This is a genomic window from Enterobacter sp. MALB-1, assembly GCF_041021625.1.
Taxonomy (GTDB): domain Bacteria; phylum Pseudomonadota; class Gammaproteobacteria; order Enterobacterales; family Enterobacteriaceae; genus Enterobacter; species Enterobacter oligotrophicus.
This window is the reverse complement of record NZ_JBDPJL010000001.1, coordinates 2,310,361-2,326,858: the sequence shown is the minus strand read 5'-3', so window position 1 is coordinate 2,326,858 and position 16,498 is coordinate 2,310,361. Positions and strand designations below refer to the sequence as shown.

Annotated in this window: 14 protein-coding genes; 4 read left to right on the top strand and 10 right to left on the bottom strand. The window is 55.3% G+C overall.

Features of this window, described 5'->3' with window-relative positions; genetic code table 11:
• Positions 1–166 precede the first annotated feature (166 nt).
• Entirely contained in the window at positions 167–4,069 is a 3,903-nt protein-coding gene (gene hrpA / locus ABGB15_RS11075) for an ATP-dependent RNA helicase HrpA (RefSeq protein ID WP_215722014.1), read from the top strand.
• Positions 4,070–4,149: 80 nt separating this feature from the next.
• Here hrpA and ABGB15_RS11070 read toward each other — a convergent pair whose 3' ends face one another.
• From ABGB15_RS11070 to ABGB15_RS11055, 4 genes are all read right to left on the bottom strand, one after another.
• Positions 4,150–4,809, bottom strand: coding sequence for an O-methyltransferase (locus ABGB15_RS11070; RefSeq protein WP_215722015.1), 660 nt, complete (start codon positions 4,807–4,809; stop codon positions 4,150–4,152).
• A 96-nt stretch (positions 4,810–4,905) separates the two neighbouring features.
• Positions 4,906–6,285, bottom strand: coding sequence for an efflux transporter outer membrane subunit (locus ABGB15_RS11065; protein WP_215722016.1), 1,380 nt, complete (start codon positions 6,283–6,285; stop codon positions 4,906–4,908).
• The gene (locus ABGB15_RS11060; protein ID WP_215722017.1) at positions 6,282–7,364 is read right to left on the bottom strand and encodes an HlyD family secretion protein; all 1,083 of its coding nucleotides are present in this window, start codon (positions 7,362–7,364) and stop codon (positions 6,282–6,284) included. Before ABGB15_RS11060 ends, ABGB15_RS11065 begins: the two co-directional genes overlap by 4 nt.
• Positions 7,365–7,395: 31 nt before the next feature.
• The gene (locus ABGB15_RS11055; protein WP_152084376.1) at positions 7,396–9,042 is read right to left on the bottom strand and encodes an MFS transporter; all 1,647 of its coding nucleotides are present in this window, start codon (positions 9,040–9,042) and stop codon (positions 7,396–7,398) included.
• 226 nt (positions 9,043–9,268) lie between these two features.
• Here ABGB15_RS11055 and ABGB15_RS11050 point away from each other — a divergent pair, with 226 nt between their 5' ends.
• Together ABGB15_RS11050 and aldA are read left to right on the top strand one after the other, a co-directional pair.
• On the top strand, positions 9,269–10,063 hold the full coding sequence (locus ABGB15_RS11050) for a YdcF family protein (RefSeq protein ID WP_215722018.1): 795 nt from the start codon (positions 9,269–9,271) through the stop codon (positions 10,061–10,063).
• 198 nt (positions 10,064–10,261) lie between these two features.
• Positions 10,262–11,701 (top strand): aldehyde dehydrogenase, encoded by a 1,440-nt coding sequence (aldA, locus tag ABGB15_RS11045; protein WP_215722019.1) that lies wholly within the window; start codon positions 10,262–10,264, stop codon positions 11,699–11,701.
• 37 nt (positions 11,702–11,738) lie between these two features.
• On the opposite strand, the gene gap is transcribed toward aldA, so the two are convergent.
• On the bottom strand, positions 11,739–12,740 hold the full coding sequence (gene gap / locus ABGB15_RS11040; protein WP_152081049.1) for a type I glyceraldehyde-3-phosphate dehydrogenase: 1,002 nt from the start codon (positions 12,738–12,740) through the stop codon (positions 11,739–11,741).
• Positions 12,741–12,930: 190 nt separating this feature from the next.
• On the opposite strand from gap, the gene cybB reads away from it, so the two are divergent.
• On the top strand, positions 12,931–13,461 hold the full coding sequence (gene cybB / locus ABGB15_RS11035) for a cytochrome b561 (RefSeq protein WP_152081050.1): 531 nt from the start codon (positions 12,931–12,933) through the stop codon (positions 13,459–13,461).
• 44 nt (positions 13,462–13,505) lie between these two features.
• On the opposite strand, the gene ABGB15_RS11030 is transcribed toward cybB, so the two are convergent.
• The 5 genes from ABGB15_RS11030 to ycgZ form a co-directional block, all read right to left on the bottom strand.
• Positions 13,506–14,579 carry an oxidoreductase gene (locus ABGB15_RS11030; RefSeq protein WP_215722020.1) on the bottom strand — a complete coding sequence of 358 codons (1,074 nt, stop codon included), beginning with the start codon at positions 14,577–14,579 and terminating at the stop codon, positions 13,506–13,508.
• Positions 14,580–14,595: 16 nt separating this feature from the next.
• Positions 14,596–15,336, bottom strand: coding sequence for a DeoR/GlpR family DNA-binding transcription regulator (locus ABGB15_RS11025; protein ID WP_152081052.1), 741 nt, complete (start codon positions 15,334–15,336; stop codon positions 14,596–14,598).
• Between the two features lie 185 nt (positions 15,337–15,521).
• Positions 15,522–15,788 carry a biofilm development regulator YmgB/AriR family protein gene (locus ABGB15_RS11020; RefSeq protein WP_225903374.1) on the bottom strand — a complete coding sequence of 89 codons (267 nt, stop codon included), beginning with the start codon at positions 15,786–15,788 and terminating at the stop codon, positions 15,522–15,524.
• 36 nt (positions 15,789–15,824) lie between these two features.
• The gene (locus ABGB15_RS11015; protein WP_215722022.1) at positions 15,825–16,124 is read right to left on the bottom strand and encodes a hypothetical protein; all 300 of its coding nucleotides are present in this window, start codon (positions 16,122–16,124) and stop codon (positions 15,825–15,827) included.
• Positions 16,125–16,245: 121 nt separating this feature from the next.
• Positions 16,246–16,485 carry a regulatory protein YcgZ gene (ycgZ, locus tag ABGB15_RS11010; protein ID WP_152081055.1) on the bottom strand — a complete coding sequence of 80 codons (240 nt, stop codon included), beginning with the start codon at positions 16,483–16,485 and terminating at the stop codon, positions 16,246–16,248.
• Positions 16,486–16,498 lie beyond the last annotated feature (13 nt).

Here is a 16,498-nt window from a genome sequence, read left to right as displayed (position 1 = left end):
CCCGTTGCTTGTTGACACTCTATTCACAATCCTGCCACAGGGATAGCGCAATATATCGAATTCTATGTTCGAAATTTTTGAATAAGGCGCTAAAAGCGCCGATGTGGTACTCTATATCAATCATTAAAAAGAGAATTTATCCGGCAGTGCACTGCCCGTTAACGCTATGACAGATCAACAAAAATTCACCTTCCCGATGCTCCTGCAACAGCTTGATTCCCTGATGCTGCGCGACAAACAGCGGTTTGCGCGCCGTCTGCACGGCGTTAAGAAGGTTAAAAATCCTGATGCACAACAGGCCATTTACCAGGAGATGGCGAAAGAGATAGCTCAGGCGGCAGGGAAGGTTGTGCTGCGCGAAGCCGCACGTCCGGCGATCGCCTATCCGGAAAACCTGCCTGTCAGCCAGAAGAAACAGGACATTCTCGACGCCGTGCGCGACCACCAGGTGGTGATTGTCGCGGGGGAAACCGGCTCGGGGAAAACCACCCAGCTACCGAAGATTTGTATGGAGCTGGGGCGCGGGGTGAAAGGGCTGATTGGCCACACCCAGCCGCGTCGTCTGGCGGCGCGCACCGTGGCGAACCGCATTGCCGAGGAGTTGCAAACGGAGTCGGGTGGCTGCATCGGGTATAAGGTGCGCTTCAGCGATCACGTCAGCGATAACACCATGGTCAAGCTGATGACCGACGGTATTCTGCTGGCGGAAATCCAGCAGGATCGCCTGCTGATGCAGTATGACACCATTATTATCGATGAAGCGCATGAGCGCAGCCTGAACATCGATTTCCTGCTCGGCTACCTGAAAGAACTACTGCCGCGTCGCCCGGATCTGAAAATCATCATTACCTCCGCGACCATCGACCCGGAACGCTTCTCGAAGCATTTCAACAATGCGCCGATTATTGAGGTGTCAGGACGCACGTATCCGGTCGAAGTGCGCTATCGCCCGATAGTCGAAGAGGCGGACGATACCGAGCGCGATCAGCTACAGGCCATTTTTGATGCCGTCGACGAGCTGGGTAACGAAAGTGCGGGTGACATTCTGATCTTTATGAGCGGTGAACGGGAAATCCGCGATACCGCCGATGCGCTCAGCAAGCGCGACCTGCGCCATACCGAGATCCTGCCGCTGTATACCCGCCTGTCGAACAGCGAACAAAACCGTGTGTTCCAGCCCCACAGCGGGCGTCGCATTGTACTGGCGACCAACGTGGCGGAAACCTCGCTTACCGTGCCGGGCATAAAATATGTGATTGACCCTGGTACGGCGCGTATCAGCCGCTACAGCTACCGCACCAAAGTCCAGCGTCTGCCGATTGAGCCGGTTTCACAGGCTTCAGCGAACCAGCGTAAAGGCCGCTGCGGTCGTGTGTCGGAAGGGATCTGTATCCGTCTCTACTCCGAGGATGATTTCCTGTCGCGCCCGGAATTTACCGACCCGGAAATTCTGCGTACTAACCTGGCGTCCGTTATCCTGCAGATGACTGCGCTGGGGCTGGGCGATATTGCCGCGTTCCCGTTTGTGGAAGCGCCGGACAAGCGCAACATCCAGGACGGTGTGCGTCTGCTGGAGGAACTCGGTGCGATCACGACTGACGAGCAGGCGACGGCCTACAAACTGACGCCGCTGGGCCGTCAGCTCAGCCAGCTTCCTGTCGATCCGCGTCTGGCGCGGATGGTCCTGGAGGCGCAGAAACACGGCTGCGTGCGTGAGGCGATGATCATCACCTCGGCGCTCTCGATTCAGGACCCGCGTGAACGTCCGATGGATAAACAGCAGGCATCTGACGAAAAACACCGTCGCTTCCACGACAAAGAGTCCGATTTCCTCGCCTTCGTGAACCTGTGGAATTACCTCGGCGAGCAGCAGAAAGCGCTCTCCTCGAACCAGTTCCGCCGTCAGTGCCGCGTGGATTTCCTCAACTACCTGCGCGTGCGTGAGTGGCAGGATATCTACACTCAACTGCGTCAGGTGGTGAAAGAGCTGGGGATTCCGGTCAACAGTGAACCGGCGGAGTACCGCGAAATTCATATCGCGCTGCTGACCGGCCTGTTGTCCCATATCGGGATGAAAGATGCCGACAAGCAGGAATTTACCGGCGCGCGTAACGCCCGCTTCTCGATTTTCCCTGGATCGGGCTTATTCAAAAAACCACCGAAATGGACAATGGTTGCCGAGCTGGTGGAAACCAGCCGTCTGTGGGGGCGTATTGCGGCGCGTATCGATCCTGAGTGGGTTGAGCCTGTCGCACAGCACCTGCTGAAACGCTCGTACAGTGAACCGCACTGGGAGCGGTCGCAGGGCGCAGTGATGGCAACAGAAAAGGTGACCGTTTATGGCCTGCCGGTGGTGGCCGCGCGTAAGGTCAACTACAGCCAGATCGATCCGGCCCTGTGTCGCGAGCTGTTTATCCGTCACGCGCTGGTGGAGGGCGACTGGCAGACGCGTCACGCGTTCTTCCGTGAAAACCTCAAACTGCGCGCCGAAGTGGAAGAGCTTGAGCATAAATCCCGCCGCCGCGACATTCTGGTGGATGACGACGCGCTGTTTGAGTTTTACGACCAGCGCATCAGCCACGATGTCATTTCCGCCCGCCATTTCGACAGCTGGTGGAAGAAAGCCAGCAAAGAGACGCCGGACCTGCTCAACTTTGAAAAGAGCATGTTGATCAAAGAGGGCGCGGAGTCGGTCAGCAAGCTCGACTACCCGAACTTCTGGCATCAGGGCAACCTCAAGCTGCGGCTGACTTATCAGTTTGAACCGGGCGCAGATGCGGATGGCGTGACGGTACACATCCCGCTGCCGCTGCTAAACCAGGTGGAAGAGAGCGGGTTCGAGTGGCAAATTCCCGGCCTGCGTCGCGAGCTGGTGATTGCGCTGATTAAATCGCTGCCTAAACCGGTGCGCCGTAACTTTGTGCCCGCGCCAAACTACGCCGAAGCGTTTTTAGGCCGCGTGACGCCGCTGGAACTGCCGCTGCTGGACGCGCTGGAGCGTGAATTCCGGCGCATGACCGGCACCACCATCGACCGCGACGACTGGAACTGGGATCAGGTGCCCGATCACCTGAAAATCAGCTTCCGCGTGGTGGACGATAAAAATAAAAAACTGCAGGAAGGCCGTTCGCTGACTGAACTTAAAGACGCCCTGAAGGGCAAAGTGCAGGAGACGCTCTCTGCCGTGGCGGATGACGGCATTGAGCAGAGCGGCTTGCATATCTGGAGCTTTGGTCAGCTTCCGGAAAGCTACGAGCAGAAACGCGGCAACTACAAGGTGAAAGCCTGGCCTGCACTGGTGGATGAGCGCGACAGCGTGGCGATCAAGCTCTTTGATAACCCGCAGGAGCAGCAGCAGATGATGTGGCGCGGGCTGCGTCGCCTCCTGCTGCTGAACATCCCGTCGCCGATTAAGTATCTGCACGAGAAGTTACCGAACAAAGCCAAGCTGGGTCTCTACTTTAACCCTTACGGGAAAGTGCTGGATTTGATTGACGACTGCATCTCCTGCGGCGTGGACAAGCTGATCCACGAGGCGGGCGGTCCTGTCTGGACGGAAGAGGGTTTTGCGAAGCTGCATGACAAAGTGCGCGCCGGGCTGAACGACACCGTGGTGGATATCGCCAGACAGGTCGAGCAGATCCTCACCGCCGTATTCAATATCAATAAGCGCCTGAAAGGGCGTGTGGATATGACCATGGCGCTGGGGCTGTCTGACGTGAAGGCACAGATGGCGGGGCTGGTGTACCGTGGGTTTGTCACCGGCAACGGTTTTAAGCGCCTCGGTGATACGCTGCGTTATCTGCAGGCGATTGAAAAACGTCTGGAGAAAATGGCTATCGATCCGCATCGGGATCGTGCGCAGATGCTGAAAGTGGAAAACGTGCAGCAGGCGTGGCAGCAGTGGCTGAACAAACTGCCTCCGGCGCGCCGCGATGATGAGGACGTGCGGGAGATCCGCTGGATGATTGAGGAGCTACGCGTCAGCTTCTTCGCTCAGCAACTGGGTACGCCGTATCCGATTTCGGATAAGCGTATTTTGCAGGCGATGGAGCAGATTTCCGGTTAAAACCCTTGCCCGGTGGCGCTGCGCTTACCGGGCCTACGGAAGAAAATTAGGCCCGGTAAGGAGAGCTGCCATGCGGCTGGTTATCGTTCCACCATTGCCAGCGTAAACCCGTCCCAACCCTTAACCCCCACCGTTTGCAATGCGGTGGCGGTTAAACGCGGATTATCCCCAGTCATCTCGATAAACCGTCGCACCCCCTGCACGCGCGGGTCGTCGCTTTGCCCGTTAATCACTTCGCCATCGCGCACCACGTTATCGCCGATAATCACCGTGCCGGGGCGGGAATAGTACAGCGCCCATTCCAGATAACCGGGGTTGTTCGGCTTATCTGCATCGATAAAAATCAGATCAAACGGAGGAATATCGCCAAGTTGTTCCAGCGATTTGAGCGCTGCGCCTTCAATTATCTCTATGCGATCGTTCAACCCCGCCAGGCTGATATTCTGGCGTGCAACCTCGGCATGCGTGGGGTCAGCTTCAAGCGTAATCAGCTTACCGTCCGGTGGCAGGGCGCGCGCCATCCAGATTGAACTGTAGGCACCGAGCGTACCGATCTCCAGAACACGCCTTGCCTGAGTCATACGAACAAACAATGCCAGAAGTTGCCCCTGATTGGCGGCAACATCGTGCTCAGGCAAACCAGCGCGTTTGTTGTTTTCAAGAACCTGCTGGAGTACCTCATCCTCAGGGATAAGCGAAGAAATCATGTAATTATCTACTGCAGACCACGGTTGTTGCATAGATTGACTCCTTAGGGGAAATTGCCGGGTGCCGGTTTTCTCCCTCTCCCATTGGGAGAGGGGCGGGGTGAGGGCATCAGCGAGAACACTTCTGATTCACGCGTTCTTCCATCCGCCGCCCAGCGCTTTATATAAATCAATCTGCGCCAGCAGCAGGTTATTTTTCACCTGTACCACGCTGGTCTGCACCGAGAACAGCGTGCGCTGGGCATCCAGCACATCCAGATAAGACGAGTAGCCATTACGATAGCGGTTCTGCGCAATGCGCAGCGTCTCCTGCGCCACATCCTGCTGCGCCAGCAGCTCCGTCAGTTGTTCCTGATAGCGCGTAATGGCGTCGAGACTGTCGTTCACCTCAGCAAACGCATTGCGCACGGTTTTTTCATAGCCGTAGAGCGCCTGATTGCGCTGGGACTGGGAAATATCCACCTGTGCGTTCAGCGCCTGACGGTTCAGCAGTGGGGCAAGAATACTGCCACCCACGCTCCAGAGCTGCAGCGGGTTATCCAGTAAACCGGAGAGCGTGCGATCCTGTATCGATCCCGTTGCCGTCAGGTTGATCGACGGCAGCAGGCTGGCGCGCGATGCCGCAAGTGTGGCATCTGCCGCAATCAACTGCCGTTCGGCCTGAACGATATCCGGACGACGGTTAAGCAGCGTGGAAGGTAATTGCGAAGGGAGTTTCAAGGGCGTCAGTGAATCGAAATGTTTACTGCGTACCACGTCGCCAGGGTTACTGCCCAGCAGCAGGCTCAGGGCGTTCTCCTGCTGCGCAATCTGGTGCTGCAGCAGAGGAACCTGCGCCCGCGTGGCGCGTAACTCAGAATCTGACTGCATCAATTCCAGACGTGAGCTGTAGCCCGTTTCAAACTGACGTTTGGCGAGATTGAACGCCTCTTCGCGGGATTTCAGCGTGGATTCAGTAACGCGAAGCTGTTCATCCAGCGAAAGCAGGGTGACATACCCGGAGGCCACCGAGGATGCGACGGTCAAATCAGCCGCGACCGCCGCCGCTTTTTGTGCCTCCAGCGACGCTTCGGCGGCATTAGCGGTGCTACGGTTTACGCCCCAGATATCGACGTCATAGCTTGCGGTCAGGCTACCTTTGTACAGCGTACCGTATACAGGCAGCCCAGTGGCGGCAGATTGTGAACGAGCGCGCGAGCCCGTCACACCGGCATCCAGCGACGGAAACAGGCTGCCGTCAGCAGCGTACACCCGTGCCTGATACTCATTGATACGTTCGCGGGCAATCAGCACGTCGCTGTTGTTCTTAAGCGCCTGATCCACGTAGCGGTTAAGGTCGTTGTCGTGAAAATTGCGCCACCAGAGTTGTTCCGCCGGGCTGGTCGGCCCGGTAGCCGCACGCCACTGGGCGGGGATTTGCAGGGACGGTTGCACAGGTTTAACGTCGACCGACAGGCATCCGGCCAGCGTTACGGCGATTATCAGGCCAGCTATCGGGCGAAGCGTCATTGTTGCGCCTCGCGTGTGTCAATGGTCACCTGCACTGACATACCGGGACGGAGCAGCGCTGACTCTTCGGGTTTACCCAGCACTTCGATGCGCACCGGAATGCGCTGGGCGATTTTGACAAAGTTGCCTGTGGCATTATCCGGCGAGATGGCGCTGAATTCGACGCCGGTTGCCGGAGAGATACTTTCTACCCGGCCAGTGTAGGCTTTATCGTTTAACGCATCGACGGTGAAGGTTACCGGCTGGCCGACGCGTAAATTCGCGAGCTGCGTCTCTTTAATATTGGCGATCACCCAGTGCTGCGGCGGTACAAGCGTGGTGAGGTGAGTACCCGCGGTGACGTAAGCTCCGAGGCGGACGGCAATCTGACCAAGCTGGCCGTCACGCGGGGCGACAATTCGGGTGTTTTGCAGGTCAATCTGCGCCAGTTCCAGCGCCGCTTTAGCGTTTTCAACATCCGCCTCCAGCGAACCGCGATTCACAATGACCGTCTGCAGATCCTGACGCGACATCTCAAGCGTGGCTTTGGCCTGGTCGATATCAGCATTGCCCTGAGCGGCACTTGCCAGTGCGGCGTCGCGCTCACGAACGGAGAGTGAGCCGTCTGCTGTCAGATCTTTTACGCGCTTTAAATCCGCCTGGGTTTTCAGACTCTGGGCGCGGGCATTTTTCAACGCCGCCTCGTTTCTGGCGATGACGGCTTCAGCGCTTTTACGTTGCTGGAGATTGTTATTAAGCGCGGCAATTTTCATTGCCAGCTGGGCTTCGGCCTGATGCACGCGCTGGCGATAGATGCGGTCATCAATCTGCAGTAGCAGGTCACCTTTTTTAACCTGCACAAAATCCTTCACCTTCACCTCGGTGATATAGCCATTAACCTGCGGACTGATAAACGTCGTCTGGCCGCGCACGTAGGCGTTATCGGTAAACTGCGCGTGCCGGGTGAAGGGCGGTAGCTGCCAGGCGTAAAGGATCACCAGCACGCCGACAATCCCGATTGCCGCTGCGGTGAAAACAGAAACAATGCGCACATTTTTGCGGGTATTGGCCTGCTCTTTGGCGGCATCCTGCTGACTCATAACATCTCCAGAGAAATCATTGTAATATCCATCATTTATTGCCAGTAGCCTTCTTCAGGGCCATACGGGCGGTGATGCGCAGGCGCAGCAAGCGCCATAAAATCCACACCAGCGTGGCGGCGGCAATGGCTGCCGTCAGAAGGTAAGTATCGTTGTAAGCCAGAATGTTTGCCTCAAGGGTTGTGACCGTCTGAAGCTGAGTGATGGCCTGCGTGCTGAGCAGCGAGCTGTCACCGATCAGGCTTCGGTACAACTGGGTGTAAGCCTGAATCCGCTCATTCACCAGCGGGTTCAGCGTTGTGAGTTGATCCGCCAGCAGGCTGGAGTGGTATTTTTCGCGCCAGGTCTGGAACGTGCCCAGAACGGCTGAGCCGAGAAGCCCGCCGATATTCTGACTCATGCCGAACAGCACAGAGAAACTGACCAGATTACGCGGGTCGGCAATCACGCCACCAATGCCGGCCAGCATCGCCGGGGCGAGGAAGAACGCGCTACCGAAGCCGAGCAGGAACTGGCTGAGCATCAGTTGATCCGGGCGGGTGAGATTGCTGGAATGGCTGTCCAGCAGCGAGGCGATAATCATGAGCAGCAGCGAAGTGACTATTGGCCACGCCAGTTTCGTCGGTTTTATCGTGAGACAGCTGGCGACGATACCGCAGACGATCCCGGCGAAAATCGACCATGCCAGGTGGGTCATCTGCTCATTTTGCAGCCCGACAAACTGTAGCCAGCCAATCACACCGGTGTTCTGTTCCGCCAGGACGATGCGGATCAGCAGCATAATCAGCCCCAGGCGCACGATACTGCCGCTCGACAGCCAGCGGGTATTGAGCAGGGGATTGCTGCGGTTATGCTCAAACACAATGGCGGAGACAATTAAGACCAGCGAGAGCGCCAGCGACCAGCCAATCCACGGCGCTTCAAACCACCAGTCAAGGCGGCCTAGCGACAGCACCGCGCACAGGAGCGCCATCCCCGGAGCCAGCAGAAAGAAGGTAATGAAATCTTTTTTCTCGAATACCTTGCGCCTGTCACCCGGCGGCAGCTTCAGCGCCATCACGCAGGCCAGCGATATCAGCGCCAGGCCCAGCTCAAAGAAGTACAGCCCGCGCCACTCATCAAGCTGCAGCAGTTCGGTGGAAAACAGCCGGGCCAGGGGGATTGCAAGGGATGAGCCGGTGATGCCGATGGTCAGTGCCTTCAGGCGGTGCTTCGCGGGCCAGGCCTGAATTTGATAGTAGATGCCCAGCGAACTAAGCGCGGCGGCCACCATGCCGTGCGCCGCGCGGACCATCAGGGCGGAGCTAAGATCGTTCACAAACAGGTGGAAAAAGGTCACCAGCACATACAGCACCAGAAAACCTTCGGTAAACGCCCGCAGACCGTATTGCTGGCGAAACTTCACCAGTAAAAGGTTAATCGAGACGTTGGTCATCACATAGACAGCAGGCAACCAGGCGATCTCGGTAGACCACGCCGCAAAAGTGCCCTGCAGATTTTGCAGATTGGCGGTGACCACCGCGTTCCCCAGCGCACCCGTCAGGCACACCAGTAAACCGACGACGCCATAGGCAACCCGTTTCGGCGTGCTGTGCACCGGCGTGGAAGGCGAACCGAGCAGAGCGGGTTTTTCATGTGGCTGCCACTCGCGAGGAGCATAAGGATCGCGTTGGGGCAGGCGCATAACGTCGTTTACCTTTGAAAAATGGAATAGTTAGTGGGCTAATGATTCTACGTCTGACGCAAATCATAATTCAAGTGAATATGATTATGACATGTTACGCCATTGAAGCAGAAAAATGAGAGAATAGCGGTATGACGGGTGCGCTGGCTTTCAGAGAGATCTCCTTTTCAGCGCTAATGAATGCGGTACGCTTTTCCCTGAAAGCTGTAAGGAGGTAACGATGATACCGACAATTTTCCCTTGTCTCCCGGATGCGACGCTCAGCGCCGTTAATACGGTGGGGCAGTGGCTGGCGCAGGATGACCTGCAAAGCGATCGGCCTGTGGATGTGGTCATTCTGGCAGGTAACGCCGTGATCCCAACCATCGACGCGGCCTGCAGAGTGTCGGCAGAACAGAATGTGCCGCTACTCATAAGCGGCGGGATTGGGCATTCCACTACCTTCCTGTATGCCGCCATTGCGAAGCATCCCCGCTATAACACGCTTCCGACCACAGGCCGCGCCGAGGCGGCGATCCTGGCGGATATCGCAACGCGTTTCTGGAAAATCCCGGCGGAGCGGGTGCTGGTAGAAGATCAGTCCACCAACTGCGGCGAGAATGCACGCTTTAGCTGGGATGTGATCAAACACCGCGGGTTGAAAGCAGAGCGTGTGCTGGTGGTGCAGGACCCAACCATGCAACGCCGCACGATGGCGACCTTTGCGCGCGTATGTCAGGACGAACCGGCCTCTCCGACGTGGGTGAGCCATCCGGGGCTGACACCCGTGCTGCAAAATGGCGATAACGGTCTGCGGTTTAGCGGCGTGAATAAAGGACTGTGGCCCGTTGAACGCTATTTGTCGTTGGTACTGGGTGAACTCCCGCGCCTGCGGGATGACATTAACGGCTATGGTCCCGCGGGGCGCGATTTTATTGCCCATGTGGATATTCCTGCCGATGTTGATGCCGCGTGGCATGTTTTGCGTAATGACGTCATTCTCACCGACGCGCTGGCAAGCCGTTCTCTGCTTTAATCTGTTGCCCGTTTGCGCTCTCTTTTTCGCAAACGGGCACTTTATGTTGCCGATTTGTAACTTAAATATTTGGCTGACCCGATTCTTCTATGAGATATCTCACAAAAACAGCCTGATAGAGTAGGAATGTGACGCTGTAATTGTAGTTTTTAACAATGAATTTACTTGTTGAAAACAGTGTAATTACAGGAGCAGGTCATGACAGTACCCGTACAACATCCTATGTATATCGACGGACAGTTTGTTGCCTGGCAGGGTGATGCCTGGATTGATGTGATCAATCCGGCCACCGAAGAGGTCATTTCCCGTATTCCCGATGGTCGTGCCGACGATGCGCGCAAAGCGATTGACGCGGCCGAGCGCGCGCAGGCTGGCTGGGAAGCGCTGCCCGCCATCGAACGTGCTCACTGGTTGCGTAAAATCTCTGCCGGGATACGTGAGCGCGTCAGTGAGATCAGCGCCTTAATTGTGGCCGAAGGCGGCAAAATTCAGCAACTGGCGGAAGTCGAAGTGAATTTTACCGCCGACTACATCGACTACATGGCCGAGTGGGCGCGCCGTTACGAAGGGGAGATTATCCAGAGCGATCGTCCTGGCGAAAATATTCTGGTCTTTAAACGTGCGCTCGGCGTCACTACCGGCATTCTGCCGTGGAACTTCCCGTTCTTCCTGATTGCCCGCAAGCTCGCTCCGGCGCTGCTGACCGGCAATACCATCGTCATCAAACCGAGCGAATTTACGCCGAACAACGCCATTGCGTTCGCCAAAATTGTTGACGACATCGGGCTGCCGAAAGGGGTCTTTAACCTGGTGCTGGGGCGCGGTGAAACCGTGGGGCAGGAGCTGGCAGGCAACCCGAAAGTGGCGATGGTGAGCATGACCGGTAGCGTCGTTGCGGGTGAAAAGATTATGGCGGCGGCAGCAAAGAATATCACCAAAGTGGGTCTGGAACTGGGGGGGAAAGCACCGGCGATTGTGATGGACGATGCCGACCTTGAGCTGGCGGTGAAAGCCATTGTTGATTCCCGTGTGATCAACACCGGGCAGGTGTGTAACTGCGCTGAACGCGTTTATGTGCAAAAGGGGATTTACGATCGCTTTGTGAACCGTCTGGGCGAGGCGATGAAAGCCGTACAATTTGGCAACCCGGCTGAGCGCACCGATATCGCTATGGGGCCGCTGATCAACGCTGCTGCACTTGAGCGCGTCGAGCAGAAAGTGGCGCGCGCGGTACAGGAGGGGGCGAAAGTGGTGCTCGGCGGTAAAGCGGTTGAGGGGAAAGGCTACTTCTATCCGCCAACGCTGTTGCTGGACGTGCGTCAGGATATGGCGATCATGCATGAAGAGACGTTTGGCCCGGTTCTGCCGGTGGTCGCCTTTGACACGCTGGAAGAGGCACTGAAGATGGCCAACGACAGCGATTACGGTTTAACCTCTTCTGTTTATACGCAGGATCTTAACGTTGCCATGAAAGCGATTAAGGGGCTGAAGTTCGGTGAAACCTACATTAACCGCGAGAACTTTGAAGCGATGCAAGGGTTCCACGCCGGCTGGCGTAAATCCGGTATTGGTGGCGCGGACGGAAAGCACGGGCTGAATGAGTACCTGCAGACGCAGGTGGTCTATTTGCAGTCTTAATCAGATGATCCCCTCTCCGGTGAGAGGGGATCGCGAATTATAGCGCGGCGTATTTATCCAGCGTGCGCACCAGTTGCGTCACAAAGCCGTATTCGTTGTCGTACCACGCGACGGTTTTCACCAGCTGGATCTCTCCGGCCTCGGTCACTTCGGTTTGCGTCGCGTCAAATACGGAGCCAAAGTGCGAGCCGATCACATCAGACGAGACAATTTCTTCATCGGTGTAGCCAAATGAGTGATTGCCCTGAGTCGCTTTTTTCAGGGCATCATGGATCTCATCTACCGTCACTTTTTTCTCCAGGATCGCCACCAGTTCGGTCACAGAACCGGTTTTCACCGGCACGCGCTGCGCGTGGCCTTTCAGTTTGCCGCTAAGCGCCGGGATCACCAGCCCAATCGCTTTTGCCGCCCCGGTAGTATGCGGAATAATGTTTTCTGCCGCCGCGCGTGAGGCGCGAAGATCCTTCCCGCGTGGGCCATCCACCAGCGCCTGCGTACCGGTATAGGCATGAATGGTGGTCATCGTCCCCGCTTTAATACCAAACGCGTCATGCAGGGCTTTTGCCAGCGGTGCTAAGCAGTTAGTGGTGCAGGAGGCCACGGAGATAATGGTGTCACTGCTGTCAATGGTGTCGTCATTTACGTTGAACACAATGGTTTTCATCTCGCCCGCCGGGGCCGAGATCAGCACTTTTTTCGCGCCTGCATCCAGATGCGCGCGGGACTTCTCTTCCGAGGTATAAAAACCGGTACATTCCACGACGATATCCACGCCTGCCGCTTTCCACGGGATGTGTTTGGCCTCTTTTTCGGCGTACACCGAGATTGTTTTACCGTCGACAATCAGTGCGTCTTCGGTGAAATCCACGCTCCACGGAAAACCACCGTAGTTTGAATCGTGTTTGAGCAGATAGGCGAGCACTTTGGGGGAGGTGAGGTCATTGATGGCGACGACGGTGTTGCTGTCCTGGGTTTCAAGAAGACGACGTAATACAAGGCGTCCAATGCGTCCAAATCCGTTAATGCCAATTTTACTCATGATTTGCTCCTGTTGAACGTGTCGATACGACAGTTTGAACTTATCCAGGCTTAGACCATGACGGGGAGTGCGGCAATTGAAGATGCTTCATGCCAGGCGAAGTAATTGAAAAACCATACAGAAAAGTTAATGAATTTTTAAGGAAAGCTGGTTATGTTGGCGCTGTATTTGTCTTTTATCAGGAAACCATATGCGCACTAAATATACAGGCCTGCAAATTGGCATTCACTGGCTGGTGTTTCTGTTAGTTATCGTGGCCTATTGCGCCATGGAGTTCAGGGGCTATTTCCCGCGTAGCGACCGCCCGCTGATTAATATGATCCACGTTTCATGCGGTATCTCTGTCCTGGTACTGATGGTCGCGCGTTTGCTTATCCGTCTTAAGTTCCCGGCACCGCCTATTACGCCAAAACCGAAAGCGATGATCACCGGCTTGTCGCACCTGGGGCATCTTATTATCTACCTGCTGTTTATTGCGCTGCCCGTGATTGGCGTGGTGATGATGTATAACCGCGGCAATAACTGGTTTGCCTTCGGTATGGTGATGCCCCATGCGGCGGAAGGGAATTTTGACCTGGTGGATGTGCTGAAAGAGTGGCACGTCACGCTGGCAAACCTGGGCTATTTTGTGATTGGTCTGCACGCACTGGCAGCGCTGATGCATCACTATTTCTGGAAAGACAACACGTTGCTGCGCATGATGCCAAAAAAACGTCAGTAGCGGTCAACCTGTGCCGGGCAAGCGCAGCGCCACCCGGCATTTTTTTATCGCATCAGAGCACGCTCTTCAGCGCTTAATTCCAGCGCCTGGGTTGACCCCGTTTCAGAAGACTTCACCGCCGCCTCCAGTACCGCCATCACCGCCAGGGCTTCGACCGGGTGTACCGGATTCTCGGTCTTCCCGGTCAGTGCATCACGTACGTTGAGGTAATACTGACGTTGATCGCCCTTCGGGGTTTTCACGCGCGAGGTTTCGCCGTTGGCATCAAACAGCACCATGTCGTCGCTGTCTTCCCCCCAGTGCTCACTGCCCGGAATCACACCTGCCAGTAACTGCACTTCCTGTTGATCGATGCGCCCTTTGAGCACGCTGGCTTTGTCGCCATGAACAGTGAAGCGGGATGTTCCGCCAGCAACCAGCATACTGCAGTGCAGAACGACTTTGTGTTCCGGATAATTCAGGACCACATGCGCCCAGTCGTTAATTTCCGCGCCGTCGCGCAGCGTGGCGATATTGCCCTGCACAGACTGCGGCAGGCCAAAAAGCTGTAGCGTCTGGTCAATCAGGTGTGGCCCCAGATCAAACCACAGGCCGCTACCGGGGACGTTTTGCTCCCTCCAGCGCACACGGACTTCCGGGCGGAAACGGTCAATATGTGACTCAAAATGTTTAACGTTGCCCAGCGTCCCTTGTTCGATAACCTGCTTAATGCCGAGAAAATCACTGTCCCAGCGGCGGTTGTGAAAGACAGACAGCAACAGCTGCTTTTCTTTTGCCAGAGCAATCAGATCGCGCGCTTCCTGCATATCAAGGGTGAAGGGTTTATCCACCACCACATGTTTACCCGAATGTAGCGCCAGCGTTGCCAGCGGCGCATGGGTGGCGTTAGGGGAGGCAATGACCACCAGGTCAATGTCCGGATGCTGAATGGCCTCTTCAGGCGTCCCAACGACGATGACGTCGGGAATATCACGTTTGACCTTTTCTTCATCACGAGAAGAAACCACCGCCAGCTTAAGCCCGTCGACGGACTGGATAAGCGGGGCATGGAAGGTTTTGCCCACAAAACCATACCCGATCAGCGCAACGTTAATTGTCTTACCGCTAACTTTATTCATGACTTTCTCCACGTTATTACGCGCAAACAGTGACGTGCAATGCGCTGTTGTCCCCAAGCTCTGCCCATGGACGATCTAAAAACAGTTGATGAATCCCGGATAACCCGGAAACCAGATAGGGCTCGCAATGGTTCAGTTTCAGATGATCGGCAACGATCCAGTGTTCATGGCTTGCCGCCAGCATCGCCCGTTTGACTTCCGCATCGGCCTCTTTGCTGGCGCTTAGGCCAAGCTGCGCATGAATGGCGCAGGCTCCGAGGATCGCGATATCCGCCCGGTAGCGGGAGAGCAGCGACAGCGTGGCGCTTCCGGCGAACAAGCGTTGCTTCTGGTCCCATCTCCCACCGAGCAGGATTAGCTCAATATCATCGCGATCGCTAACGTGTTGGGCGATATCCAGCGAGGTGGTGATCACCGTCAGCGGCCCTTTAAGAAAGCGTGCGACGGCCATTACCGTGCTGCCCGCGTCCAGAAATAGCGTTGAACCGGCAGGAACGCGTTCCGCCACCTGTTGACCAAGACGCTGTTTGGTTTGCGGCAGTAACGTGTTTCTGCTTTGACGATTCATAGCGGAAAGATTCAGTGCGATAGCGCCACCGTGGTTCTTTTGCGCCAGTCCCTGTTTTTCCAGTTCGGTGAGATCGCGGCGGATGGTATCAGCAGAAACCTGCAGCTTCTCTGCAAGCTCCGTAATGCTGGCCTGGCCTTTCTCGCTAATGATATCAAGCACATAATTTTGTCTGGCGGTTTTGTGCATGGGGGCTGAAATCCTGCAAAATGTCGCAATAAATTGCATATTACAGCATTTGTCAGAAAAAGGAATCGTTCATGGCAGGGGATATAAAGGAAGGCTTAAGGACAGCCTGAACGCTGGTGGCGATTGAAAATATCCACCAACGCGTTAACTGAATCGGTTGGTTTGGCTGGCTTTCCCGGCGGGCGTTAAATGTCGTCTCGGGTATAGCCGACAACAATTTCAAGGGTATTACGAATGACATCACAGGCTTCAGGCTCTTTTGTGATTTCGAGAGCATGAATCAATTGCAAAATAAGCTCTTTATTGGTGAGGTTATCCCCGCAGAGCATAATACAGCGTATCGCGGAGCCTAATACTTCTGCCTCATCATTGAGATGACTTCCCGCGTTGAGAAAGTGTTCGGCCAGTCCTTTATCCTGTAGCGCTTCAAAAATGTTATTCTGCTGTCTCATGGCCTTACTCATGATTATCACCGTATCCGTCATTAATTAGTGTTTCTTGTCCGGGGGAATCAAGGTCTCTTTTTTGAACAGAGAGCGAATTCTTCCGACGTTATAATCGCCAATAACGCTTCCGCGATCGTGCGGGACGCCAGCGATCCTCTGGCGAACTTCATCTTCAGCCGCAATCAATGCATTTTTACGTTCATGATTTGATTCAATATTTGCCATCGTATGCAGTCGATTAGCCAGAGATGTAAAGGTGATGGGCCCGTGCTCTTTCAGTATCAATAATACGGCTTCACCAATTAAGTCATCTTTCAGTCGTTCAAACTTAGTTCTGTGCATAGCTTCAGTCTCACTCTGCTACACCCTGCAGGCTGTAACATTGGGTTAGTTAGCGCGTAATGGTGAATATATTCTCTTTCTCTGCGTAACCAACTTAGTAAGTTAAAAATCAGTATTCAAGTTAACGCTCGAAGAAGAGTGCGATGAGACCGTTATAGTGCGCCTTTTCAACCTCACAGGATGACTCTTCAATGCGACGCAACAGCTTTGTACAAATTGTCATTCTGCTCAATTGTACATTTTCTTTGATGATTTCACTGACGAGCAGCCCCAGCGTCTCCTGCTGAGTGGGTAAATTATTTTTGTTAAAATATAAGTTGATAGCGTTCTCTGCAGAAGAGGGAGCCTGATTGCGACGCATGATTAAACCACCG